The sequence below is a fragment of the Anaerohalosphaera lusitana genome, assembly GCF_002007645.1.
GTDB classification, from domain to species: Bacteria; Planctomycetota; Phycisphaerae; order Sedimentisphaerales; family Anaerohalosphaeraceae; genus Anaerohalosphaera; species Anaerohalosphaera lusitana.
In genome coordinates, this window is sequence record NZ_CP019791.1 from 2799265 (window position 1) to 2825355 (window position 26091).

Sequence of the window (26091 nt, forward strand, 5' to 3'; positions counted from 1 at the left end):
TATGGTTGCTGAAAGATGACGTCGCAAGTCAGTTTGCTTTTACGTAAATCCATTCGAAAAAAGAGCTTACGAACGTTAGTTACGGGAATCATTAGCATGAAGATCAAGCGAAAACTCGCTCAGGCAGCACTGGAAAACCACAAGTCTACGGCATGGGGGCTGGCTGGGGTATGTGTTCTGATAATCCTGCTGGCAGGTCTGCCGTCGGTCATTCCGGGAGGGTTCGGCCCTCTAAATGAGATCAAGATAGACACTGACCCTGAGAACATGCTGCCCGAGGATGAACCGGTCCGCGTATTCCACGACCGAATGAAGGAAGAGTTTTCACTTTACGACATGGTCGTGGTGGGTGTGGTCAACGAGGAGCACGAGCATGGCGTTTTCAACCCCGAAACCCTCGAAAACATAAACGAAATCAGCGATTTTGCCAAAACCCTGCAGTGGGAAGAAGAGGATGGCGAGATGGGCGGGGTCGTGGCGGTGGATATGATCGCGCCTTCGACGGTTGACAATATAGAGCAGGGTTCGCTGGGTTCGATCAAGCTGGAGTGGCTGATGCCCGAACCGCCCCAGACGCAGGAGGAGGCGCTTGCGGTTCGAGACAAGGCGCTGGACATACCGTTTTTCAAGGGCACCATGGTCAGTGAGGACGGCAAGGCGATAGCGCTTTACCTGCCGTTGACCAGCAAGGATTACAGCTACCAGGTTTCGCAGGCTCTGCGGGATAAGATAGCGGAGATCGGCGGGCAGGAGGATTATCACATAACGGGTCTGCCCGTTGCGGAGGATACGTTCGGGGTGGAGATGTTCATCCAGATGGCGATATCGGCTCCGACGGCGATGGTGATCATATTTCTGCTGATGCTGGTGTTCTTCCGCAAGCTGGTGCTGATCATATCGCCTATGATCGTAGCGATCGCGTCCGTTATATTCACCATGGGCCTGCTGATCATAAGCGGGTTCCCGATACATATCATGTCCAGCATGATACCGATTTTCATAATGCCGATCGCGGTGCTGGACTCGGTGCACATTATTAGCGAGTTTTTCGAGCTGTACCAGGAGACCAGGGACAGGCGGGAAACGATCCTGAAGGTGATGGATGAGCTATTCAAGCCTATGCTTTATACATCGCTGACTTCTGCGGCAGGGTTTGCATCGCTTGCGCTTACGCCGATACCGCCTGTGCAAGTGTTCGGCGTGTTTGTTGCGATAGGCATTATGTTCGCATGGTTTTTGACGATGACGTTCATACCCGCGTACGTGATGTTCATAAAGCCTGAAAAGCTGGAGGAATTCGGCAAGAAATCAACGGGTGACGAGCAGAAGGACAATACGCCGATCGGACGTTTTCTGCATGCCGTGGGCGGGCTTACGTACAGATGGGCCAAGCCGATTCTGGCCGGGGCGGTGGTGGTCTTCGCGGTGGCTGTTTACGGCATTTCGCAGATAAATATAAATGACAACCCGGTGAAATGGTTTACTGAGTCGCATCCGATCAGGGTTGCGGACAGGGTGCTGAACGATCATTTCGGCGGGACTTACATGGCGTATCTGACGATGGAGGCGCCGGAGGATGAGTATGAGCCTGCCGAGGCCAGAGAACAATTTATCAACCGTCTTGATGAATTCACGCAGCAGTACAGTGATGACGAGGAGCTGCAAAAGGCGGCAGAGATAGTTTCCGGGACCGTTGAAGGAGTATTCAGCGACGCGGATTCTAAAGCGGTTGCGCTGGAGCAGTTGAGCGAGCGAGTGGACGAGCTGGCGAAAAAGAACGAAGACATTTCGATGTTCGTCTGGGACGATCTTGGCAGGGTAATAGATCAGGCTGCACAGGAACTGCACGTGTTCAAGCAGCCAGAGGTTCTGGAGTACCAGGAGAAGCTGCAGAGGGCCCTTGGTGATATGGGCAAGGTCGGAAAGAGCAATTCGCTGGCGGACATCATCAAGACGGTGCACAGGGAGCTTTTCGGTGAGGAGGAAAAATTCGCGGTTCCCGACGAGCCCCGCATGATTGCCGAGTGCATGCTTCAGTATCAGAGCGGTCATCGGCCGGGGGATCTGTGGCATTTCGTCACTCCTGATTATCGCAAATCTGTGTTGTGGCTGCAGCTTACGAGCGGTGACAATGAGGATATGACCAAGGTGGTCAAAGCGGTAGATGAGTTTGTCGAGAAGAATCCGCCGCCTGCTGGAGTTGAGACGGACTGGTTCGGCCTGACGTACATCAACGTGATATGGCAGGACAAGATGGTTAAGGGTATGGTCGGAGCATTTGTGTGCAGCTTCCTGGTCGTGCTTTTGATGATGACGACGCTGTTCAGGTCATCGCTGTGGGGGCTTTTGTGTATGGTTCCGCTGACAGTGACGATACTGCTGATTTACGGTGTTGTAGGGCTGGTGGGCAAGGACTACGATATGCCGGTGGCGGTATTGAGTTCGCTGACGCTGGGACTTGCGGTCGACTTTGCGATACATTTTCTGGCGAGGAGTCAGGACATGTACAGGCGGTACGGCTCGTGGAAGGAAACTGTGCCTGCGGTATTCGCTGAGCCTGCCAGGGCGATCACGCGGAACATCATCGTTATCGCTGTGGGGTTCCTGCCGCTGCTGCTTGCACCGCTGACTCCTTACAAGACGGTGGGCATGCTGCTTGCGACGATACTGCTGGTTTCAGGTGCGGCGACCATGCTGCTGCTTCCGGCGCTGATGCGTGTGTTTGAGGATAAGCTGTTCGCTTCCAAACCCGCGGTTAGTGCGGGATGCAACTGTGCGGCGTGTCTGCTTTCGTCGGTGACGCTGGTTACGCTGATCGCGATGACGCTGCATCAGTACGCGGATGTGGGGTGGGGCAGTCTTACGTGGCTGGCGGTGGTAGTGATCCCCCTGACCGCATTGCTTTGCGGAAGGATATCGAGACGAGAAAAATGTGAGTCTGGAAATGATATATTTAATGCTCAAAACAATAAGAAAGGGGCATAGAGATGAAACGTGCATTGGTATTGACAGCAGTTGTATTTGGGACAGTTTTTGGTTATTCAAGTGTTTTTGCTGAAGATGAGGCAAAGTCTGAAGCGGTCAAGCAGGACAAGGAACTCACGGTCGATCAGATAGTCGAGAGGACCAACAGGGTTTCATATTACCAGGGCAGGGACGGCAAGGCCCGGGTCAAGATGGTGATCACCGATGAGCAGGACAGGAAGCGTGAGAGGCAGTTGGTGATACTGCGATGGGATGCGCCGAACCCGAAGCTGAGTGAAGAAGAGCAGGGCAAGGACGACAGCTATACCGGTGAGCAGAAATATTATGTTTTTTTCACGCGGCCTGCGGATGTCTACAAGACGGTGTTCATGGTGTGGAAGCATCTGGGCAAGGATGACGACCGGTGGATGTATCTGCCCGCGCTGGACCTGGTGAAGAGGATCAGTGCGAGTGACAAGCGGAGCAGTTTCGTGGGGTCGCACTTTGTGTATGAGGATGTGTCCGGGCGGAACGTGGATCTGGACGAGCATGAGCTGTTGAGGACGACGGACAATTACTACGTGCTGCGGAACACGCCGAAGGATAAGAAGCTGGTGGAGTTCGCCTATTACGACATGTGGATACATAAGGATTCGTTCGTCGTGGTGAAGACGGATTACTTCGACGAACAGGATAAGAAGTACCGCAGCTATCAGGCGCTGAAGGTTGAGCAGATCGAGGGTTTTCCGACCGTGGTCAAGTCGAAGATGAGCGATCTGCGGACGGGCGGAAATACGGTGATGGAATACGGCGAGGTGAAGTACAACGTCGGCATACCTGAGTCTATATTCACCGAGCGGTATCTGAGACGCCCGCCGCGGGAGTATATACGCTAATTCTTTTTGGCTGAGGATGATGGTTGTTGGTCTGCAGAGCTTGCATTAGGAGTTAGGCGGCTGTTATTTTGCGGTGCGGGTTTGAACTTTTTAAGTTGATCCATAGCGTTGCCAGGTAGGTGAATTGGATGAAAGGAAAATAAAGTGGCTGACCCTTTTAATTGTAAAGTTGTAGTTATGGTTTTGGTTTTGTTTGTGGCCGGGGGGACGGTGACTGGTGCACAGGAGGGAGGCGCAGGTGAAGAGAAAGTGAAGAAGGAGGCCGGCCAGAGGGATGAAGGTGAGTCTGAACTTCCTGAGGGCCTGCAAGACAAGTCGCAAGAAAAGGCCGAGGATGAACCCGCACTTCCTGCGGGGTTGGGCGGGGCCTCGGAAGATGAAAAGGAAGGCGGGGAACCCGCACTTCCTGCGGGGCTTGGGGGAGGTAAGGAAGAAGGCGGAGCGGAGGGCGGTCCCGCGCTGCCGGAGGGTCTTGGCGGTGACGAGCCTGAGATGACTGACGGAATGGACAGTGAGGGTGAAGGAGAGGATGAGTACGGGCTGTTTGCGGTGAAGGACGGCGGATGGGACCTGACGGGATTCTGGGAGGTTCGGTCGGGATATCGGCTGCAGGAGACGGAGTTTGCGCAGGATAAGTCGATCGGGGAGACCCGGCTGCAGCTCGAGATGCAAAAGGTGACGGATGAGCTGACGTTCAATGTGACGACGGATCTTGTTTACGACTGGGCGGCAAACAGCCAGCGGGTGAATCTGAACGAGGGAAACGGTTTTCTGGATCTGCGGGAGGCGAACGTGGTGGGCTCGCCTTTCGAGTTCATGGATGTAGTTGCAGGAAGGCAGATACTGACGTGGGGGACGGGGGATCTGTTGTTTTTGAACGATATGTTCCCCAAGGACTGGCAGTCGTTTTTTATCGGGCGGGATACGGAGTATCTCAAGGCGCCTTCGGATGCGATCAAAGCGAGCGTTTTCACCGACCTGGTGAACGTGGATGTGGTGTATACGCCGCAGTTCGATCCGGACAGATTTGTCACGGGGGACCGGTTGACTTACTGGACCGGCAGGCGAATCGCGGGCAATAATGCGATAGTCGATGACGACCGGCCGGACAACTGGTTCGAGGACGATGAGTGGGCGGTTCGCTTGAAGAAGAATGTGCAGGGCTATGAGATTGCCGGTTACGGGTACTGGGGCTACTGGAAGAGTCCGGGCGGGCAGAATCCGTTTACGGGGGATGCGACGTTCCCGCGGCTGAATGTTTACGGGGCGAGCGTGCGGGGACAGTTTGCGGGAGGGATTGGTAATGCGGAGGTTGCATATTACGATTCGAAGGACGACGGGGATGGGGATGATGCATTCGTTAACAACAGCCAGATGCGGTACCTGTTGGGGTATTCGCAGGACCTGCCCACAATCGCGGAGGATCTGACGCTGGATCTGCAGTATTATGTGGAACAGACGCTGGATTACGGTGAGCTGCGGAGAAATATGCTGCCGGGCACTGAGCCGCCGGAGGAGTGGCGGGAGGTCGTGACGGTGAGGCTGACGAAGCTGTTCATGAATCAGACACTGACGTGTTCGCTGTTTACGTATTTTTCGCCTTCGGACAGGGATGCGTATATGCGGCCGAATGTGCATTACAAGGTGACCGACGAGCTTGCGGTCGAGGCGGGCGGCAATATATTCTTCGGTGATTATGAGCACACGTTTTTCGGGCAGTTCGAGGACAATACAAATCTGTACGGAGCTGTGCGTTATAATTTTTAAAGGTGTGGGTGTTTTTGAAAACAGGGCTTAGGGCACGAAAAGGGTTTTTAAGGGCAGGATTATAAAGGCTTTAGTTGGTCACAAAGACAGCACATACTCTGATAGAGCGTCGAGTTCTTTGTCGCTAAGATCAGCAGTCACTCCATGCATATTCGAATTATTATATCTGGTTAATAGTTCCCGGATGGTGGCCGCCCTGCCGTCATATAGGTATGGCGCGGTCCTCCAGACCTCGACAAGCGTCGGTGTGTCAAAACGGATGCCTTTTTCCGTACCGCTGCCCGTACCAACATCATGGCTTTTGAGGTCCGTGAACATCTCTCCGGAATGACATCTTCCGCATTTGGCGGATCGGAATATTTCTTTACCACGCCTGGCTGACTCGGACAGCCCGCCATCTACAAGATATGGGCTCGGAGTCGGCTCGATGCTTTTGAGGTATTCATCTATAGCCGCTGCATCTTCTTCCGGTCTTGCGGCAAACTGGATATATCTGATGCCTGCACGCACCGCGGTTTCTGCATTCGGCCTGATGCCAGAGACCATAACAGGCGGAGTCATGTGGGCAAGGAGCATGCTTTTGGTGCTCTTGGGATTTCCAATGCCGTCATTGAGAAGGTCCCAGTTGAGTCCATCACTTCTTGCATCAGGATGACAGCTTGCGCAGCTTTGCCAGTTCTGAAAGCACATCGTCGCATCATTGAACAGCATCTCGCCGCGTCTCTGCGGGCTCATCTGCTTTTCATCACCCAGCGAGATCGATACAATATCATCTTGATCATCGCCAGCCAGTTCGACTTTGGCAAGCGACCCGCTAAAGTATTCTGTTATGTAGGCCGTGCGACCAAGTATGACCATACCTCTCGGCCCTCGTCCATTGAGTTCTAAACGCTTACGCAAGCCCGCAAGAAAGCTAAGATCGTTCCGGACATCATCGGAGCTGCCATCTAATTTGTCATGCATGGCCTGGCGATCGATAACCGTCAGCTCATGAGACCCCGCAGATGTGACGCAGAGGTTTTTGCCGTCCGCCGTAGAAGACACGGCCCACGGATTTGCAAATCCCTTATAAATATCATCCAGCAGAACCGTCTGATACAGCTCGCCAGAGGCAACATCGATGATGCTCAAAGCATTGGTATTCTGCCAGCCGCGATCAACCTGAGTTGTAGGAACCTGATAACGCGCGAGAATATGAGTAACATAGGCCCATTTGCCATCGGGTGAGAGACATACATTCTTTAAGCCTGTCGAACCATTGGGCATCTCGATGGATTTGAGAACGCGGTTTGTTTCCGTATTGATGACGGAAACCTCAGCAGCAACATGTTCCTTATTCGCAGCGCCGTCCGGCAGCGAATTCACAACGAAAAGCGTTCTACCATCTAAACTCAAGACTGCATCGACCGGTTCACGACCAACCGGTATCGTTTCCACGACTTCCCTCGCAGCCAGATCAACCACCGAAATACTATTGCTGAATCGATCGCAAACATACATCCGACGACCGTTCGCGGTTAGTGTCGCCGATACCGGTGAATGACCGACTTCGATCGACCATTCAACTTTTCCGCTGCTGCAGTCAATTGCCCAGAGCCGCCCTCGTGAATCAGTCTCCGTCACATATAGCGTCTTTGTATCGCTCGACAGGGCAAGTCCACATGGGAAGACAGGCAGATGGATTTCTCTGGCCACCTTGCCGGCTTTTACGTCGAAGATGCTTATACGTTTAGCCGTGGTCGCAGCGATATACAGCAGACCCGCCGACTCATCAGCGACAAGTGACTGCGGCGAAAGATATTCATACTCATGAGGCTCACACTGCTCACCTGACATACCGGAATTCGCTTTGACACACAAAGCAATCATGAAAACCACTGAAAATACTACAGTCATCACTAATATCTTACGGTGCTTCATTATACTTATCCCCGCAGACCGTCACTCTAAACTCGTGTTCTTTCTGTGAGTCTCATCTTTTGGATCATACCACAAACTCTGCCAGTACAGTTCATCCAGCCGATAGACATCGACTTCATCAACCGTTGGATCAAAGTTGTCCGCCACAATGCCATACTTCTTCATTTCGCGAATATATTCTTCCCTGGGTTTGAAACCAGGCATGTCAAAACGCTTCACTTGGTCCAGCCTTTTCTTCCCTGCCTGGATCATAGCAAGTATCGATTTGTAATCATCATCCTTTTTATTCTCGAATATCACCGGGTGACACTTATCCTCCCCATCGCCGTTTACTGCAAGACCTCCAGCTTCTTTGGCAAGCGGCGCCATTAACATGAGCGATTTTTGGGGCCTCGAAAGGTTGAACACGCTGTGCCTTGAAAGCAGCAGCGCCTTATCATTCCAGTTTGGACGCCAGAAACTCAAACCGCTTTCATCAGAAAGTTTCTTTGGCAGACGCATATTGTCGGTATGACATTCACCGCATTTACGTTTGATAACTCCTGCTGCTTTGATGGACTCAGGCCACGTATGGTCACTATTGATTACCTGCCTGTTCTCCTGATAACCGCCAATCATGCCTGTCCCTAGGGCAGCATAGGTGCCCGGATATGGCGCGCCCGATTCTATCCAGTAGCGAATCTTCTTGAGTTCCCGTTCAGAAAGCTCAACCTCTTGATGGCCATTGAGCACCTTTTTCATCAACGGGCTTGGAAAGGCTCCAAGGGCATAAGGCGGATAATTGCTCTTTGGGTCATTCCGCCCATCGACAAACTGCTTGTGGACCGTAAGCGTTACATAGCTATGGCTGAACATAGGTCCCCTGTCACCGGTCAGAAGAATTTTACCCTTGCGATTGTCAGGGCTATGGCACTTAACGCAATGCTTGTCCAGTATCGGCTGGATGTCCCGTGGGAAATCGAAAACTTCCGGGATTCCCTGTATTGGTTCGGGCCTGCGAGCTCTCTTCATAGCGGCCATTGGTGCTATCGGTGAAACCCGGTCAGGCGTCTTGCTGCGATTTTCATGGCAGCCCACACAACTGCTAAGTTCGCCGGGAGCGACAGAGGTAAAACTCTGCATCCGCTTCACAGCGTTGTCATTCTTATCGAGCGCAATAAAGAAAAAGGAGCGATTCGCAGGCAGCTCCATGAACGCCGAACCATCCCGCTCTACTGGCACAGTCCCAACAACCCTTTCCAGCGTGAAAGTCCCGCCATACGACAGAGGATCCATTCCGCCGGTGTAATTGATCGGCTTGGGCAAGGACTCCATCACCAGCAGCTTTTTCACACTGCCTTGCTGCACTTCGCTCATGCTTCGGCCTTCATAGACATTCGTCAACAGCAGTCTGCCTGTACCTTGCTGCATGTTCGTCCGGCCCGGAATAACAGGTTCCCGCCTTCGCTTTACGACAGGTCTTGGCTCGTGACATTCATAACCGGCCTTTGCAAGCTCGCCGTCAAGCTCGTACAAGACAAAAGTCTGTCCCGAAGAGTCCATCAACTGAATTGTCCTGCCGCTGGCCACGATGAAATGATCAGTCGAGAGTGGATAAGGATCCCGGTACACAGGCGACGAATTGATATGCTTTTTGGCCGCCAACTCGTCCGGACCATATTTGGGCGACAGTCTTGCCACCCAGCCCACATGTTCCTTGAGGCCGTGACCGGGCGAATCTATCATCAGTATATCATCGCTTCCAGGTATCGGCTTGGCGTCGATGAAAACCCCACCCGGATGCATGTTGCCGAAATATGTCATGTGATTCGTTCCGTCCGGATTCGCCGTCCAGAGATGGTGGTAGTGAACCTGGCTCCTGTCTATGTACTCCCACCTGGTATAAAGAACCCTTCCGTCCGGCAGCATCCAGGGAGTGTTATCATGTTCGATATTAGCAGACATCTGGCGAATTTTGCCCCCGTCACCATCGCAACGATACAAAATAGCTACAGGTGTCAGCCAGCAGTTAACCCATCTTTTGGCCCGGCTGGACACAAACATTATCTCTCCATTGGGCATATAAATAGGCTCGATGTCATCATGGGAACCATAAGTCAACTGCTTTAGTCCGCTTCCGTCGACGTTGATCTCCCACAGGTGGAAATGCTCTTCATTGCCCTTTCGGTAGGAGAACAGTATCTTCCTGGCCTCATAGTGTACAACGGGATCCCTCACCGAACCATTTTCGTCATTCAGCAAAACCGTGACCTTGCCTGTGGCAACATCCAATTTGCAAAGCTGCCCGCCCGGCCGGTGAGGCTTGCGTGCTGTGCTGTCCGCATAATGACCGAAATTCGCGTACCAATGAGTATCAACCCCCAGCTTGCGCTGCGCGAAGACTATTTCTTCAAAACCATAGACTTCACTTAGAAGTGCCCTGCTCTTTCTGGCAGCCTCTTGTTTTTCCTGCTCGATCTGCCTTCTGTGCTCTCGCAGCCTTTCTTTGGCCGCCTCACTTCCAAAGCGAACCTCAAAGATCGAATAAAGCGGGTGCGGGCCGTATTCATTGCATCTGATCCTGACATATCGCCCACTCGAATCAATACCCGTCAGTTCAGTCTTTCCCCCTTTTCCATCGACGACAGTTGCAGCGACTTTCCAATCCTCTTTATCGTCTGAAACAAAAATATCATATTTGACGGCAAAGGCATTTTCCCACACTATCTCGATGTCGCCCAGAGGAACAGTTTGCCCAAGATCGATCTGAAGAAACTCTTCTCCCCCGTGGTTACGGCTGGCCCAGCGTGTTTTGGGATTGCCGTCGAAGGCATTGGCTGCAGCATATTCACCGCTGTACTCACTGGACGCTTCAAAACTGACGCCCGCAGCAAAAGAAAAGCAGCCTAAAAACCAAACCAGCAAAAACGCAAAGGACGTAATCCGCATCGCCATCTCCTGTAAATTAGCAATTAACTAACCGTGCCAACAACCGTATAGGACTTGCTGAGAATTGTCAACAAGTTGCTAAAGCCATCTTCTCTTTGGCTGCTAGCAAATCGTCCTTCAGCATAGGTCATTTTCTACCGAGGCGAAACAGCCGTCTGCGAAAGTCTTTTCTCATTCAAGCTAGCCCTGCTCTTCAAGTTCTGAGAATAACTTATGCCACATTTTGAACTAGACTCCCTGTTCTTCCAACTGCTGTAATCTACGCCTGCAGTTGCTCGCTGAGGTTATCTCTAGGGCGGGTATCTCCACCTGGCTGCGATTTGGAACCGAGCAGATACATTAGAAGTGGTTTCAAAACTCAGAAAATTGAAACGTCACTAGCGTTGTGCTGCACAAAACGTTTGGTTCATCACGGAATACCGGGGAATGCTGCTCTTATTCTCAGGAAGAAATATTCATCGTCTCGATAGCCGTATGCCTGTCGCTTGATGGTTTTGATCTTGTTATTGATCCCCTCCAGCAGTGACGTATGCAGCGGCCATCTGCTGTGTGCGATGATTCCGGCGGCGTATTTGCTCAGCCTTTTGGCAAACTTCATCAGCGGCTCAATCCCGCTTTGCATGGCTCGATCGAGCCACTGACCCCAGCACGATTCGGCGGCCTTGCGATCGCTCAGATTCCACAGCAGCTTGAGATCGTCCTTCATCACATAGGTCGTCATCAGCGATTCGTTGGCTGCCAGCAGCTCATCGAGGCGAACCAGATCCTCGGGCTTTTCGATGTTCTCACGATTGCGAAGCAGCAGCCATCGCGAACCCTTGATCACCCTGCGAGCGGGCTTGTCGTCTCTCAGCCGATTGGCCTGATCGACCCTGACCCGATCGATAACTTCACGGCCGTACTTGGCCACGACATGGAACAGATCATAAACTATTTCAGCCTGCGGACAATGCAGCTGAACCTCCTGCTCGAAGCTGGCGTTCATGTCCATCGCTACTGCTTTGATGTCTTTGCAGCGGTCGCCGAGCATTTCGAAGAATGGCCTGATAGAGGCTCTCGAACGCCCTCGTCCCACCCAGAGCACTTTCTTGCAGGTCGGGTCGATGATGACCGTTGCATATCTGTGGCCCTTTTGAATGGCAAATTCATCCATCGCCAGCAGCTCGACATTTGACAGGTCGACAGGGCCGAGCTTCTTCTTGAGATGACGCTTGTGGATGTCCTTGACGGTCGACCAGGACAGCGAAAAATACTCAGACACATGCTTTATGCTCATCACATCACACAGCCGGGCGACCGATTCTACCAGCCGGGTGGTGTGGCGGCTGTAACGGTCCAGCCAGGAGATTCGTTCAAGCTTCGGCCCGCATCTGGGGCACAGCAGACGCCTTCGGTGAACGAGCAGGTGGGTAGTCTTGTCGAAGACCGGCAGATCGCGGATCCAACGCTGGACGGTCTCGTGAACGCTGCTGCATTCCTGGCCGCAGCCGTCACAGGTTCCGAATCCATTTTCCGGGATCAATTCGACCCAGAATTCACGGCCTTTCTTAGCAGGCCCAACAGTTCCAACACGATATCCTTCCCATTGGCCGAGTTTTTTGATAAGATGTTGTCCAGTCAACGGCAGTCTCCTTTGAGCTAATAGTCGGGTAACTAAAAGCTACAAAGTACTGCCGTTGATGTCTATTTCCCCGATATTCCGTGATGAACCAAACGTTTTTCGATTGCCCTCAGATGTCGTTCGGGCGACCCAACCATTCATTCATTTTTCACAGCCAGAGATATCGTGTTTACAGAGTCTGTGATCACCAGTACAAGTTACTGTTAAAAATACTCAGAAAGAACCCAATTTAATCCAAGTTATCTTCCCTTGAACCTAAATATAAATATTCACTGCAACCAGCCTGGGCAGCTTTTCCCCTCCGCGCGGTGATAGTTCATTATAAGGCTGTATGCTATTCCGCTTTGCCTATGCTGGATGTCCACCATACTGAAGGCATAGGTCTGACCAGACACAATGGCATACTCGAGTTCGTGCCAGGGTCCACTGAGCTGATTTCCAGCCTGATCTGAACTGTGACGTAAATAGGAGAGGTTAAGAGGAAGGCGGCGGTGGGATTCGAACCCACGAATAACGGTTTTGCAACTCGAACTGGGCGTTCCGTAACTTCTTTTCTGTTAAGCACTTACGTAATGCAAGTCTTTTGTGCCAAACAACTTACACGCGACATCAAAAGTCATCATAAGACAACAAAAACAGCGGGTCAAGTCAAAAAGTTATAGAGAGGGTTATAAAACGGTCATGATTCAAGCCGCTGCCCAGTCTTGGCATAGGGTTTCGGTCTGGGCCAGCACCAGCTCGGTTGCCTTGGCCTCCATCTCCGGCAGGTAGCCGTACTTTAGCAGCAGGCGTTTCCGTTTAGGTCGTGTATCATATTATGTTCGACAACCACCTTGACCGTTTGTTTATCTAAAGCCAAGCCCTCATCAGAACAGACAAAAACATTTCAACTATATCGACACCACAAGCAGTCAGTTAATGCAAATACTTTCTCACTTTTCTTTCTGACTAAAATGCAATAGCAACTAGTTTAGCTGTTTAAATCATTCCAGCATTTTCATAAACTTTTCGGCTTGAGGATCCGAGCGGTAAAGGCCGTCGGTGCTGAGGAACCACCAGTGTTTTGCAGGTGTGTCGGAAGCTATGAAGTCGGCAGTGACCGCGATCATGCCCGGCAAACTGTCGGGCGTTACTGTCTGCCATCGCCAGTTCTGGCAGGCAACCTCCGAGCGGGCAATTCGCCCAGTGGTTTCAGGCTGCAAGGCCTGAGTGTATGCTCGGGTCCATGGTTGGTCATTTATTTTTGCTGTTCCAATTGCCGTAACAGGCCGCATCGCTGGCAGCTGCATGTTTTCTTTTAGGAGGAAATTTTCGCGGCCATCGTTGTATGTATGGCAGATGCCATGGGTAGTCGCATAGGCAAACTGGCCTGTGGAGCGGTTATCGAAGGTCAGGTTTAGATAGCCCAGATCATCGCGTTCGCTCTGCTGACGAAAATATTCGCCATTATTGCCGGATGCATAATCGCGCGTTAATTGGTCGGTGGCGGTGAATGCTGGTTCACCTCTGCCGAGCAGAGACATCAAAGCATCAGGACAGGTGACAGCATGAATATATGCATCGCCCTTGCGTGTGGTTCTCCAGGGGTCAGCCTTGACAGCGGTGAAACGCTGGCCGGCTTGGAGGACCTGCTGCCAGGTGGTGCCTGCGTCGGTGGAGCGAAAAAGGCCCGCAGTTTCGCAACCGACAAGTATGGTGTCGGGTTCGTTGTTCAAATATGCTATCACTTCGCCGCAGAGGGCGGAGGGGCCTGCGCCGTCGAAGTCTCCCACAAAATTGAGCTTCTTCCATGACTGGCCTGCGTCAGTTGTCATGTAGAGGCCCCCTTCGAATTTACCTGAAGCATTCGCCCGGCCTGCACCGCGGAGCATTACGTTAGGATTAGTCGGATGGATTGCGACACTGCGGACGCAATTTGCAGCACCGGCGAGAGAGCCATTGGCGGGCTTCCATGTGTTGCCTGCGTCAGTTGATCGCAGAAGGCCTCGGGTGGTTGACCGTACTACAACTATGTCAGGATCAGAAGGAGCAACAACTACGCCGGTTAGCTGATCGTCCGGCATTGCGGGGACAGGGACTGCTGCGGGCATTGCAAAGCCAGCAGGCAGTGAAGACTCGAGCCTGACGTTGGAAACAGTCGCGCGGAAGTACATCTGAGCGTCCTGGGGGAGGGCGCGGAAGACGATGCCGGCGTCAACTTCTTTAGGCATCGGACGGTAGTAAGTCGTGCAGTAATGCCAGTCTTTTCCGTCGTCACTGGTCCATGCGATCCATAAGTCGCCTTTACGAACTACGCGAAGCCAGGAGTGATCGGCAGGCAGTTTCTGCATCGAAACACGACTGCCGCCCAGGTTGCTGTTATCCGGGACGAGACGCAGGCCGTAGTGAGCAGTCTGCATGAGGCCGAATTCGCGGCCCCATTTGTAGTTGTTTTTGGATGCGTCTTCGCGGACAGTCAGGCCGACCCATGAAGATCCGTTGACGGGATCGCCCGGCCCTGTGTAATCGTCGATTCGGCAGGTGAGGGTGAAGTCGCCTTGAGCTTTACGATAGAGGATGTATTCGCCTTCGCCGACAAAGCTGAATGAATTTGCGGTCGGCTGAACTATGTTATGCACCGAGTCGGCTTCGCCAGCTACACCGATCTGCCAGTCGATGATTGGTTCGCTGCCAATATCGGCGGTGGTCGGCTGAGAATCTATCGTATGGTTGCCGTCATAATAAACGCGAGCCCAAATTTCGTGTTTACCGGCCGGCAAAAGTCCGGTGTAACGGAGTTCGTCTCCTTTGGATTCCTTGATCGCCATATCATCCAGGAAGAGTTGCGTCTTTTCGATCTTGTGACCATTGGGACGAATTATAACGCCAGCGAGAACCTTGCCGTTATCACCACCGCGTACTATTAGGCGGGTATGCGGCATATCACTGTCAAGTTCATGAACGAGTGCGGATTCAGGAATCGGGTGACGATCTAAGCCCGGGCCTTTCCATTCAAGCTTAAAGAAAGGCTCGCGGCGGTCCAGGAAATAATCGACGGAGATCGGGTGCAGACCCTTTTCCAGGACCAGCATAAATGTCTTTTCTTCCGGGCCGTGCAGCCCGTCCCATGTAAGGGCATTTTTGTTATCGATGGTAATTGAATAGCCGTCCGTGCCTCGCATGTGAAAGAGGTACAGGCCTGTGGCGGGCACGTCGAGCAAACCGGTATATTGGTATCCGTAACCGTGACCTCGCGTGCCTTGGAGCGTCGTGTCAAAGCCGCGGCAGATACCCTGCTGAGCGAGTCGGCCGTCTGTGAGTTGATCAATCGAAGTCCAGAAGTGCCGTTCGTTCTGGCTCTGGATCAATTTATCATTCTCGGGGTAGAAAACATTTGTATGCGTGTCCTGATCCTTGAGGAACAAGCGATAGCCAAGGCCCGGAGCTGTCCTGACTTTAACCGGACTGCTTGGCACAGGAGCACTGCCTGCCTTTATGATCATAGGCTCGATCGACTGATCAAAAATGTCCTTCAGATAGAATTTTACTGTCGGATTCTCAACCTCCGCGTCCACAAGAACGCTGCGGGTAATCGGCATGCGTGCGGTCGAAACCGCGACAGGCTGGCCCTCGCATTGCGGGTCATCATACACTTCGATTTTATACAAAAACTGCGGAGCTGCCGAATGAGGAATTTCCCACGATACCAGTACCTGTTTGCCATTGAAAACGGCCGTGAGTTTTTCGACGGCCGGTTCGTCCAGCGTTGGTTGGTCGGGCTGGGCGACCTTGAATTCCGTCGTTTCTCCCAGCGGCAGCGGCTCCCCTGTGAGCTTCTGAGGCAGCAGCTTTCGATTCGAGCTCAGCTCCATCGCCAGCACCGTTCCGTTTTCAATTTTGTTGACGACCCAGTATGTGTCGAGAACACTGCCTGCGGGCGGAACATTGTAAATGACCGTATCCGATTTCTGCCATCGGTTGTCCTTGCGAAAATACCCCAAGCGCCGGTGCATTGCGCGGACGGAGCGGGCAGCATTGCCGAAATCTTCGAGGAAGCCGGCATTACCTGTGAACGAGGTGGCCTTGACGGGCAGACGCATGATGCCGTAAAGGTACCAGCGGTCGTTCTCGACGTCCTTAACCCAACGCCCAATATAGGAATGGTCGGCTTGTTCATCGTCAACTGGCATCCAGACCCGCATAAGCATTGTATACCATTTGCCCTGCTCGATCACCGGCCAGATACCGCCAAGTGCCCCGCTTGCACCTTCACCGACGTATTGCCTGGGATAATTAAACTGCGAAGTCGCTTCGACGCGGACGGGTTCGCCTTTTTCATTGCCTCCCCAGAAAGACCAGACTGAGCTGGGCCGGAAGGCTGACTGCACCTGGGGATCGAAGTCGGGCAGGTGGTCGGGGCCGACTGTCGGCACGCCCCCGGTAAATCCGCCATACCCGCCGATGCCGTGCGGGTTCGTATTAAAGTTCCAGTTGGCGTAATATGTGCTTTCGGGCCACCAAGGCCAGCGAACGTCCATCATCATGATGTCCGCACCATCATCGACATTTTCGCCGTACCATGTTGCATACGTTGGCAGCACACAGGCAACGCACAGAAGCATTAAGGTAGATGACAACTTAACCATAGTTTTCTTGTGATATTTTACATTCTTTTCAGCAATAATTATGCATTTATTCTAACATTAGCGGCACAATTATTTTCAATAGCTGTCACACGTCTCGATATTACCATTTGGCTCATAATCCAGCTCCGCATGAGATACTTCATCGATGCAAATCGTAAAGGACGGACTAGTCACCTGGCCGGCTGTTGTCAAGACCGCCACACCACTTGCATCTGTAGTTCCGGTAACCTGCTCAGTGAAAGCACCCGTGAAAGTCCCGCTAACGGTTGCGCCGGCTACGCTGTTGCCACAATTGTCTTGAACCGTAACCGCAACACTGTATTTTATGCGGCCGTAGGTCCCATTAACAGTACTGGGAACGATGGAATTAACATGGCAGGATACAGGAACGCATTTAGCAAGCCAGTTGGTTGAGAAAATACCGAAATCATCCACGTTTACATCCCCATTGCCCGAAAGGTCCGCACCGTCGCAGGGCGGCAAATCCAGACACCCCGAATCAAGCCAGTGAGCGGCAAATCCGACAAGATCAGCCAATCCCAATTCACCAGAGTAGGTGTCCAATACGGTGATGTTCAAATTAGCCAGAACCGAATTGCCCGCTTCATCTGCGGCTCGAACAGCAAATTCAGCCGTCGCGTTTACATCGGCCTGACGGGGCCTGCCCGAAAGCGACCCATCGGGCTTAATTTGAAGCCACCCCGGCCCGTCAACTTTGCTGTAACTGATCGCATCGTCGTCAGGGTCAACGGCCACAGTGGAAATGGAGCCTACATAATCACCCCCTTCAAGCGCGTCGGGGCCGAAGAATGGATCGGCACTGAAAACTGGTTCACTGGAAAACGTCCTGCCGCTTAGGCCTTGTTGATAGATGTAGTTGATCTCATTGCCCGAAAGTGCTCTGTCCCAAATAGCCAGATCATCGAATTCGCCAGCATAATAATGGCCATTATCCACGCCAATTTTCATCTGGGCATCAAATTCTTCGGCCGAATGGGTGTATTCAAATGTTGCCGAGGTTTCGTTCAGATAAATAGTTGCGGCTGTTGGGGTCACTACCAGGGCTACATGCGACCATTGATCCGCTGGAACGATCAACCCCGAACTCCAGCCATAGGTTTCGTTGTTCCAGTTGTAACGAAGCTCCCGCGTTGAAAGCAGATGCAAACCAAAATTGGTGCTGGTACTGCGGCACGACAAGATAGCGCACCAATCAGCCTGAGTCTGGCCTGGTTTGATCCACGCTGAAATAGTAAACGTGTTGGTATTTAAGTTCATTGTCGGGACTGAGACATAGTCATTAACATCAAACGTCATTGCCTGGTCAATCTGTCCTGAAGTACCCGTAACAGCACCACTGTTCGTGCCGTCATAAATAGGTGAGCCCGACACATCCTCAATCGTCGTTCCGCTGATATCTGCGTCATCCATCGTTAGATGCGTCACAAGGTCATCCTGAATACTGTTTAGCACTTCTAAAGTTACTGTGGCCTCCGTACTGTTCTTGGAGTCTCTGCCTGCCGCATACGTAAAGGAATCATTGCCGGTGTAGCCGGGGTTGGGCAGGTAACTAAGAGTATTATCTCCATTTTTGCAAACTGTACCATGTGACGGCTGCGTAAAAGCATCGATGGTTAATGAAACGCCGCCTTCTAGGGCAAAATCATTCCCGAGAACATCAACGGAATTATTGACGTCCTTGTAAACAGTCACGGAGTCATCATATATCATGTCGATGTTAGTTGAGACATCCGTTACGATCCCATTGGCATCCAGCACAAAATCATATACATGCCCGTTTACCGTTACCTTTGTGATGAATCCCTTGTCGTCACGTTGCAGCCAGGCCGGATAAATATCATAAGTGGCTTGTGGATAGGGAGACTGGATACCGTGGGTATCGTACATAACCATTTTATTCAGACCAGCAGATTTAAAATCCAGGTATCTAAGGACGTGGGTGGGGCATATTTTGATAGGCTCGATCCCGCTTTCGACACCGCGACGCCAACGGTCCACAGCTCCGATCAGCAGTCCTTCGGTATTTGCCCAGTCGTTGTTTCCAATGGTCGCCAAACTTTCCTGGGGCATAGTCAGATTCGCGCTGATATCGCCTCGAATTATGGAAAAGTACCGCCACGCGCTTCCCGGTCCGCTGGTCCAGTATGCATCCCAGGCATCCGACCAGCTGGCTGTGTCACCATCCCAGTATTCCTGGTCCTGAAAATGAGCCTTGGTCGCGGCCCAGTCGATCCAATCATCTTGGTAGCCACCCGGATCATCGAACGATATGATATCCGGACCTGCAGCAAGAGTCAAAGCCTGCCCCCACCTTCGTCGCAGATCGCGATTATTCATCATATTCATATACCCCGACAGTGAGTGCGTCACCTCATGGGCCATTACAAAGGTAAACCGGTCACCCATTTGTGCATTCGTGCCCAAAACGTGTTGAATAGGCTCCTCAATATCCGGCCACCAGTTTGTCACGTCTACCCCAATGCTGGTGCCAAAAGTGTTTTTTGCACCGGTAAAGACATCAACCCAGCCATCGCGGCCTTCTGCATAAACAGGACTGTTCTCATCCAACCAGTAAAGATCAAGCGATATAGACGTATCCGGAAACAGAACGCGAGGATGATATTTCATGAAATCTAAAACTGATTCCAGCATTCCCTGCAGCGCATGCTGATTATCGGCAAGATGCAGGCCACTGGCCAGATAAATTTCACGATGCAGACCCGTCAGACCAACAGCATTGGCCACATTCACACGCTGTGCAGGAGTGTCCGGCAGCATCTGATGCATCGTCATGAGATTCTGGCCGGCAATGCTCGGCAGATGGTGATACAGACTTGTGTCGACGATAGATCCCATTTGAAGAAAAGCATACTTTTGCACATGCGACACCATCTGGTCAAACATCGCCTGCCGCTCAGATTCCGGAGCCAGAAGCATGCGATCAATGATACCAATTTCAGCCGCTTTGATCTCGTTCAAGAGTGCCTGATCATTGGCTTCCAGGGCCGCGCCCAGATTAGCTGGATAAGGGTAAGCATCGTAGATCGCTTCGATGTCCGCGATATAATCAGCCACGGTTTTGACGGTACCGTAGGCAATATAGACATGCGGATCCCAGTGACCACCTATAAGCAAATCGTAAACTCCGTCGCTGTTGAAGTCTGCAAAATCAACAATTGCACCATTTGTATAGGGCTGAATATTGAGTGGCTCGCCAAAAGCATCGGCTATCTCGAGAGTCGGCCGCCTGTAGACTTTGTAGCGATCATCTAAACCATTAGAGTTTGAAGCTTCATATCGGAACCCAAACGCCGGATCTATCCACCAGTAGTTACTGCCAAAGCTGTTGCACGTCACCAGATCAAAAGCACCATCTCTGTTTACGTCAAAAGCACGCGGATAGACATTATTTAAATCTTCCCTGATCATGTCATAGTTCGACTCATTGTAGCGAGGATCCGCAGCGGTATTGACATTATAGTATACCCGGACCTCGTCATTATAGGTGCCGGTTACGATATCCAGCAACGAATCCCCGTCCCAGTCTACAATATCAAAGCGTTTGTCCGGGAAGATAAAGTCGTTGCCTGAGCTGTTTTTGACAATGGTTGCCGCCGCATAGATCGGTACCTGCCCTACCAGTGACGTATTTGGATATATCCGCATCTTGAGGTCACCGGAAGCGAGTACCAAAAGGTCATCTACACCGTCACCTGTCATATCCGCAAACGCAATCGCCGTATCCCCGCTGAGCGAAATATCGTGACCGTTTGCCTGGACCTTCACACCGGCCGCAAACATCGGCGAAGTCAGGGAGCCTGTATTCATGTACAGCCAGACAAAACCACCCTGACCGACCAGAAGATCGTTGTCGCCGTCACCATCCCAATCCACTGCACGCGGCACACGCATGCCGGTGTTTGTGGATCCTAAGGTTATATCAGAGCCGCCGGCCTGCACAGCCTGGAAATCCGTAAAAGTTGTCGTTCGCCTGGCCGAGTCCGGGCTGGGAGCGTCAAGTACCTGCACCCATACCGTGGTGGCGGCAAAACCGCCCTTGCCATCCTCGACAACAACCTCAAAGGAATCAACCCCCGTAAAACCTGCGTCGGCAGTGTAGTCGAAGGTACCGTTAGAATTGTAGACAACTGTCCCGTGAGCCGGCTGCGCAAAACTGAAAACCGAAAGGCTGTTCTGCTCCGGGTCATAGGTTCTCATATCTAGGAATATACTGGCCGTTGTAAAAGCAGCGGCATATGTACCCTGCGTGGAACTTGATCCGACCTTAGGCGCATGGTTGTCCATCAGCGTCTGAACCGTAGCCGCATCAACAACTGTATTGAAAATGTGGATTTGATCCAGCCGGCCATTGAAATAACCCGACCCGCCGCCGGTCCCGGCCACATAGCCAATGCTGCTGAAAGCGGCTGTTCTGTCTCCCATCGGACCGGTGGTCGAATTGGACAGCTTGCCATCCACGTAAATGTGAATCTCTCCTGTTGCCGCGTCGCGGGTAATTGCAACATGATGCCATGAGCCGTCATTGACCTGGTCAGTAGAACTGATCGCAACTGAACCGTCAATCCATACTTCCACCATGCCGCTGCTACTTACCGATCCAAGCTGGATCTGCCCGGAACCGCTCACTCCCGGCGATGAAGATTGTGTCGTTCTAACCCAGTACGCCATCGACATCGTCGAACCCAGCGGATCCGAAAGATCAGCTGCCCCCAAGAGATAATCGTCAACGCCATCAAACTCAAGACAGGTAAATTGAACCCCCGAGACCCAGTCAGCACTGTCCATGTTCTGCATCGTCAGGTCAGCTGCCGAAACACTGTCCCTGGCAACTGTTTCCTGGCAGACCGTATTAAAAATATCATTGTGCCAGTCCGGACCTTCATCAAAATTCCAATGGTTCACCAATCCTGCCGGCGCACTGAAAACAACCCCTGCATTCATCAGAACAACTGCAACGAAATAATACAGTTTTTTATCCATCATCAGCTCCACATCTGCATCGCTATTGCGCACCTATTGTCGCCAGGAGCCGCATGTAATGTGCAACTGCGCAGCCACCGGCTCCATTGGACATTTTATCCCTTTGCCATTTCAGACTAAATCCTTTTAGCCCTTACGCCGGTCGCACCCTTTGTAACCGGATTAGTGCCAATGACCCTCCTGCTTTTTGCTATTTGAAAAACATTTGAACCCTTTGCAAATTCCTGGCAGGCCTGGGCATATGCCACGATGTTTTCCCAGGGCACCTCAGGCTCGAGCAGATGCGTCGGACAGCACAGCAGACCGCCCTTTTCACCGGCGATCTCCAGGTTTTGAAGCGTAACTTTTTTCACCTCTTCAGGAGTGCCAAACGGCATGGTTGTCTGCGTACCGACAGTGCCGCTGAAAGAAAGGCGATCGCCGAATTCTGAGTGCAACTCTTTAAATGACATGCATTCGGGCTGGACAGGATTCAGCACGTCAATACCGGCTTCGATAAAGTCATTGATAAGCGGAGTCACATAACCGCATGTATGGTACTGGATGATAATGTCGGGCTTGATGTCTTTTGCAGCTTTTATTACTCTGGCCAATCGGGGCTTCAGAAAGCTGCGGTAGAAGTCTTCGCTCATCATAAGGGAACTCTGCATGCCTACATCATCTCCAACTCTTATGACGTCCGCACCAAGGCGGGCGAATGTGGAAGTACGCACACATGCCAGTTCCGTAATCTTGTCCAGCAGCCAGACAGCCTTCTCATCTTCCATCGCCATGTCCATCATCAGCCTGGTCATGTCGCGAAGGTACCAGGCCGTTTCCCAGATGGTACATTCCATCGCGGCGTAAACGGCCAGTCCCCTGCTGTGAACCGAATCGATCTTTTTTTTCAGTTCAGTTGTATCTGCTGCGGCGAAGTCGGGGTAAGGGTACGACTGAATCTGCTCCAGGCTGTCGAAAGAGGCCATCGGATGGTGCATGCGGGTCATATGAGCTGCTGCCTTACTGCCAGACTCATGCGCTATGCCCCATTCGTCGAATGTGACAGTGTTCTTGAATTCCTGGCCATAGAAACGACCCCAGTCAATTGACTGTTGGGCGGCAACACTGGGGAACTCGACCTCGCGCATGGGCAGTTCAAAGTAGTCCTGATAGGACAGGTCGCTTCCGGTTCGCTGTTTGAAAACTTCACAAAGCGAGGGGCACAGATAGAACTGCGATGGAACATAATCAAAACCCTGCCTGCGAAAGATACTTAGAAGATTCTCTCGAGCGTTCACAATGTTTCCTTTTCAAGCAAAACCATAACTTCCAAACGCCGCGACCTGCGGCCGTAAAAGCAGTCACTCAAAAATTGAGCAGGCACGGTCGGGAGGGCCATGCCTGCTCCAACTAATTCAAAATTGGCATAATTTAGTTGCAGCTGCCAAAGCCGCTGTCAACGCCAGCGATTCGGCTGCAGTTGAGCCATTGAGAGGCAAATTCTGCAAAATCAGCAAGATTCACTTCACAGTCGTTATTGAAGTCATAGGTCAGCAGTGATGAATCTACGCAGATTACCTTTGTTGTCATAATCCCAAGGTAGTCCTGGGCGATTTCTGCATCGGTTCTGGGGTAATTGTAAATCTTCACATCATCGAGAAGGCCGGTGTACTTACCTGCGCCGGCGGAACTTGCGGCCCCCATGGTCAGCGGACTGTTATAATTGTCTGTCTGGGGAGTCGTAACGAAGTCACCCATGAATTCACCATCAAAGTAGTACTTGAACGTAGTAGTTGGGGCGTCATAGGTCAAAGTCGTAAGATGCCACTCGTTGTCCTCTGTCGCGCCTGCACCTGCACTGGCACCTAGAGCACCGGCACCGGTCGAAGCAAATGCGCTCCAATCACCACTTGCATTCATCCAGTATGAAGCGTCTTTTGCAAGATATGTTTTATAGCTCTGGTCGGTGCTGACTTTGATCCAGGCGTTGACGGTAAGGCCGGAATCGAAGAAGTTGAAGTAGGTAGGAATGTCCGCCACGACAAAGGACGACCCGTCAAAACTTATAGCGCTGCTGCCTACAACACCAGTAACAAAAGCTGGGCTGCCGGTGGGGGTACAGACTATGCCTTCGACTTCATCGGTAAGATCGCCTTCAAAGTCCCAGTGCGCCTTGAGCCGCTTTATAGAAAGGATAGCAGCTCCGGATTCCTCGCCGCCGTACGCATTGCTTGCGTAACAGGTATAGCTACCTTCATCATCTTGTTGTACATCCAGAACTGACAAGGTATCCGTATTGGTGCCCGCATAAACGCCCGCTGTATCCGAAATTGCAATGCCATCCTTTTTCCATTGATAACTGGTGGCAGCCGAAGCCGTAACCGAGAACGTCGCCGTAGCTCCTGCGTCAACCAGCGTGTCTGCCGGATCATCAACTATTGTTGCGGGGCTTTTTGTGGTGAACTGCCAAACCGAACTGGGGTAAAGAATATCCTCAACGCTGTTGGGTTCCCGGCGAACGACCTGCCAGCTGTAGTCGGCATTCTCCACCAGGTTGGAAGCTGGTGCGTATTCGGTCGTCGAAACATTTTCGCGGAAGATCAGCTCTGTCCCGTCCGCGTCGGTCATGTAGACATCATATGTGTCATTCGGGCCGGCAATAGTCGAAGTCCACGAGAAGACCTGGTCCACCGGGACAGAGTTCGCGCCGTTTGCGGGAACGGGACTGGTAGGAGATTTTGAAAATACCTGGACGTAGTCAATATTTGAATAAAATTGTCCGTTAACCGCAACCTGCAGATATAGAGGTTCACCGGCAACGCCACCTGTGCCCGTGTTCAATTCCACGATATATTGGCTGATCGTGTCATTACCAGTAATAGTGGTGGCGGCAACTGAGTTTGCATCGGCGTAGTCAGGGCCTGTAAGCAGTGATATTGTAAAATCGGAAGCACTGCTGTTTCGCGATCCGTACCATGCTTCGACTATAAGGTCGGTATCAGGGTCATACGTGCCGATCTGCTGGGCGATAGTATAGCCATACCCGTCAATTATCTGGTTTCCCTTTACTGCCTCCGGATACCCACCGCCGTAAACGGTAAAAATATATCCTGAGTAGATCCAGTCCTGAGCACCAGTAAACCATCCGCCAGGTGACAACGCTGGCTGTTCAAAACTTTCGTTCTGAACAGGCGGATCAAAGAGTCCTGCCTGAGCCGTGCCGAGCATGGCAGTTATACCAAACAATATTGCGAGCATTCGAATCTTCTTCATCATACAACTCCTTCTCAAAAATGTTATTGAATTTGACGATACACCTATTTCCGATATATACTACTATAGGAAGTCATCGGCTTTCCAGGAATACTGCAATCGGCCAAACAGATACGATTTTCGGCACAGGCTAATTGTCGGCGTAGATAAAATGTGGAACCGGGTACCTATTATTGCGGTAGATAAAAAGTAAAGCTTGCTTTTAGGCACCACAGTACCCTAATACGTATTTTTTACTTTTCAACTGTATCTGAAGGTCGCAATCCGAAATGCTCTTTGTATGCGTTACTGAAACAAAACGGGCTTGAAAACCCGAGTAGATGAGAAACCCTGCTAACCGAATACCCCCTCCTGAGAAGATCTCTTGCGTGCTGCATCCGCAGTTTGTTGTAGAATATCTTTGGGCTTCTGCCGGTAATGCGTTTGAAAATCTTGCGAAAGTTGCGATCGCTCATGTTCGCAGCATCTGCCATCTCAGACACTGTCAAAGGTCTTTCCAGCCTTTCGTTCATCAAAGTGATTATCTTGTTAACGCAGTCAAGATACGGCTCGTTCTGCTGTCTGATCTGATGGTTCAATCCATATTCATAGAGAAGATAACAGAAACCCGCGGTCGCAAGCTTGCTGTACGCCGCGCCATACGAGTGCAGGGATAAAAAAATCTGGTTCAGCCTTTCACCTTCGTCGGGAATGGGTAGGACCGTAAATGTTTGATCCATTACAAACTCAAATACATCGTGGGTGTCGAATTCAAACCACCAGAACCGCCATTTTTTATCAACACACCTGTACTCTGCAATTTCAGCAAAATCAAAAAAAAGCAGTGAATTTGCATCCGGGCTGAGTACTCTACCGTCTTTATAAATGACAGTTCCGCTACCGGTCAATGTACGGAGGGCAACTTTTCCACTACCGGCGTTTGGTTTTATGATGTAGCTGTTATCAGCATCAACATACCAGACGCTGTGCAGACTCATACCACTAATTGCACTGTAGCTTTCCGGGCTTGATAGATACTCTTTAAACATCTTCCGCCGAAATTACTAAACAGATTACCGCCTGAATTATATCCGAGACGGTGCCACCAAGTAAAGGT

11 protein-coding genes are annotated in these 26091 nt (G+C 51.6%); 3 read left to right on the forward strand and 8 right to left on the reverse strand.

Annotation, left to right across the window (positions count from 1 at the left end; all coding sequences use genetic code 11):
• Positions 1-96: 96 nt before the first annotated feature.
• From STSP2_RS11340 to STSP2_RS11350, 3 genes are all read left to right on the forward strand, one after another.
• A complete protein-coding gene (locus tag STSP2_RS11340; protein ID WP_146662740.1) occupies positions 97-2985 on the forward strand; it encodes an efflux RND transporter permease subunit in 2889 nt (962 codons plus the stop codon).
• Positions 2986-2987: 2 nt separating this feature from the next.
• Entirely contained in the window at positions 2988-3860 is an 873-nt protein-coding gene (locus tag STSP2_RS11345; RefSeq protein ID WP_146662742.1) for an outer membrane lipoprotein-sorting protein, read from the forward strand.
• Between the two features lie 210 nt (positions 3861-4070).
• On the forward strand, positions 4071-5627 hold the full coding sequence (locus STSP2_RS11350) for an ICP22 family protein (protein ID WP_205847879.1): 1557 nt from the start codon (positions 4071-4073) through the stop codon (positions 5625-5627).
• A gap of 78 nt (positions 5628-5705) precedes the next feature.
• Here the strand turns inward: STSP2_RS11350 and STSP2_RS11355 are convergent, their stop codons facing one another.
• The 8 genes from STSP2_RS11355 to STSP2_RS11390 all read right to left on the reverse strand — a co-directional run bounded on the left by STSP2_RS11355 (position 5706) and on the right by STSP2_RS11390 (position 25972).
• On the reverse strand, positions 5706-7523 hold the full coding sequence (locus tag STSP2_RS11355) for a c-type cytochrome (RefSeq protein ID WP_169853170.1): 1818 nt from the start codon (positions 7521-7523) through the stop codon (positions 5706-5708).
• 45 nt (positions 7524-7568) lie between these two features.
• Positions 7569-10475, reverse strand: a complete 2907-nt coding sequence (locus STSP2_RS11360; RefSeq protein ID WP_169853171.1) for a discoidin domain-containing protein — start codon at positions 10473-10475, stop codon at positions 7569-7571.
• 409 nt (positions 10476-10884) lie between these two features.
• Positions 10885-12096 (reverse strand): ISL3 family transposase, encoded by a 1212-nt coding sequence (locus STSP2_RS11365; RefSeq protein ID WP_146660278.1) that lies wholly within the window; start codon positions 12094-12096, stop codon positions 10885-10887.
• Between the two features lie 983 nt (positions 12097-13079).
• Positions 13080-16721 carry a DUF3472 domain-containing protein gene (locus tag STSP2_RS11370; protein ID WP_146662749.1) on the reverse strand — a complete coding sequence of 1214 codons (3642 nt, stop codon included), beginning with the start codon at positions 16719-16721 and terminating at the stop codon, positions 13080-13082.
• Positions 16722-16796: 75 nt separating this feature from the next.
• Positions 16797-21776 (reverse strand): LamG-like jellyroll fold domain-containing protein, encoded by a 4980-nt coding sequence (locus STSP2_RS11375; RefSeq protein ID WP_205847880.1) that lies wholly within the window; start codon positions 21774-21776, stop codon positions 16797-16799.
• 83 nt (positions 21777-21859) lie between these two features.
• Positions 21860-23020: a uroporphyrinogen decarboxylase family protein gene (locus STSP2_RS11380; protein WP_205847881.1), complete on the reverse strand. Its 1161-nt coding sequence runs from the start codon at positions 23018-23020 to the stop codon at positions 21860-21862.
• Between the two features lie 133 nt (positions 23021-23153).
• The gene (locus tag STSP2_RS11385; RefSeq protein WP_146662754.1) at positions 23154-24998 is read right to left on the reverse strand and encodes a LamG-like jellyroll fold domain-containing protein; all 1845 of its coding nucleotides are present in this window, start codon (positions 24996-24998) and stop codon (positions 23154-23156) included.
• Between the two features lie 230 nt (positions 24999-25228).
• Positions 25229-25972, reverse strand: a complete 744-nt coding sequence (locus tag STSP2_RS11390; protein ID WP_169853173.1) for a helix-turn-helix transcriptional regulator — start codon at positions 25970-25972, stop codon at positions 25229-25231.
• Between the last annotated feature and the right edge of the window lie 119 nt (positions 25973-26091).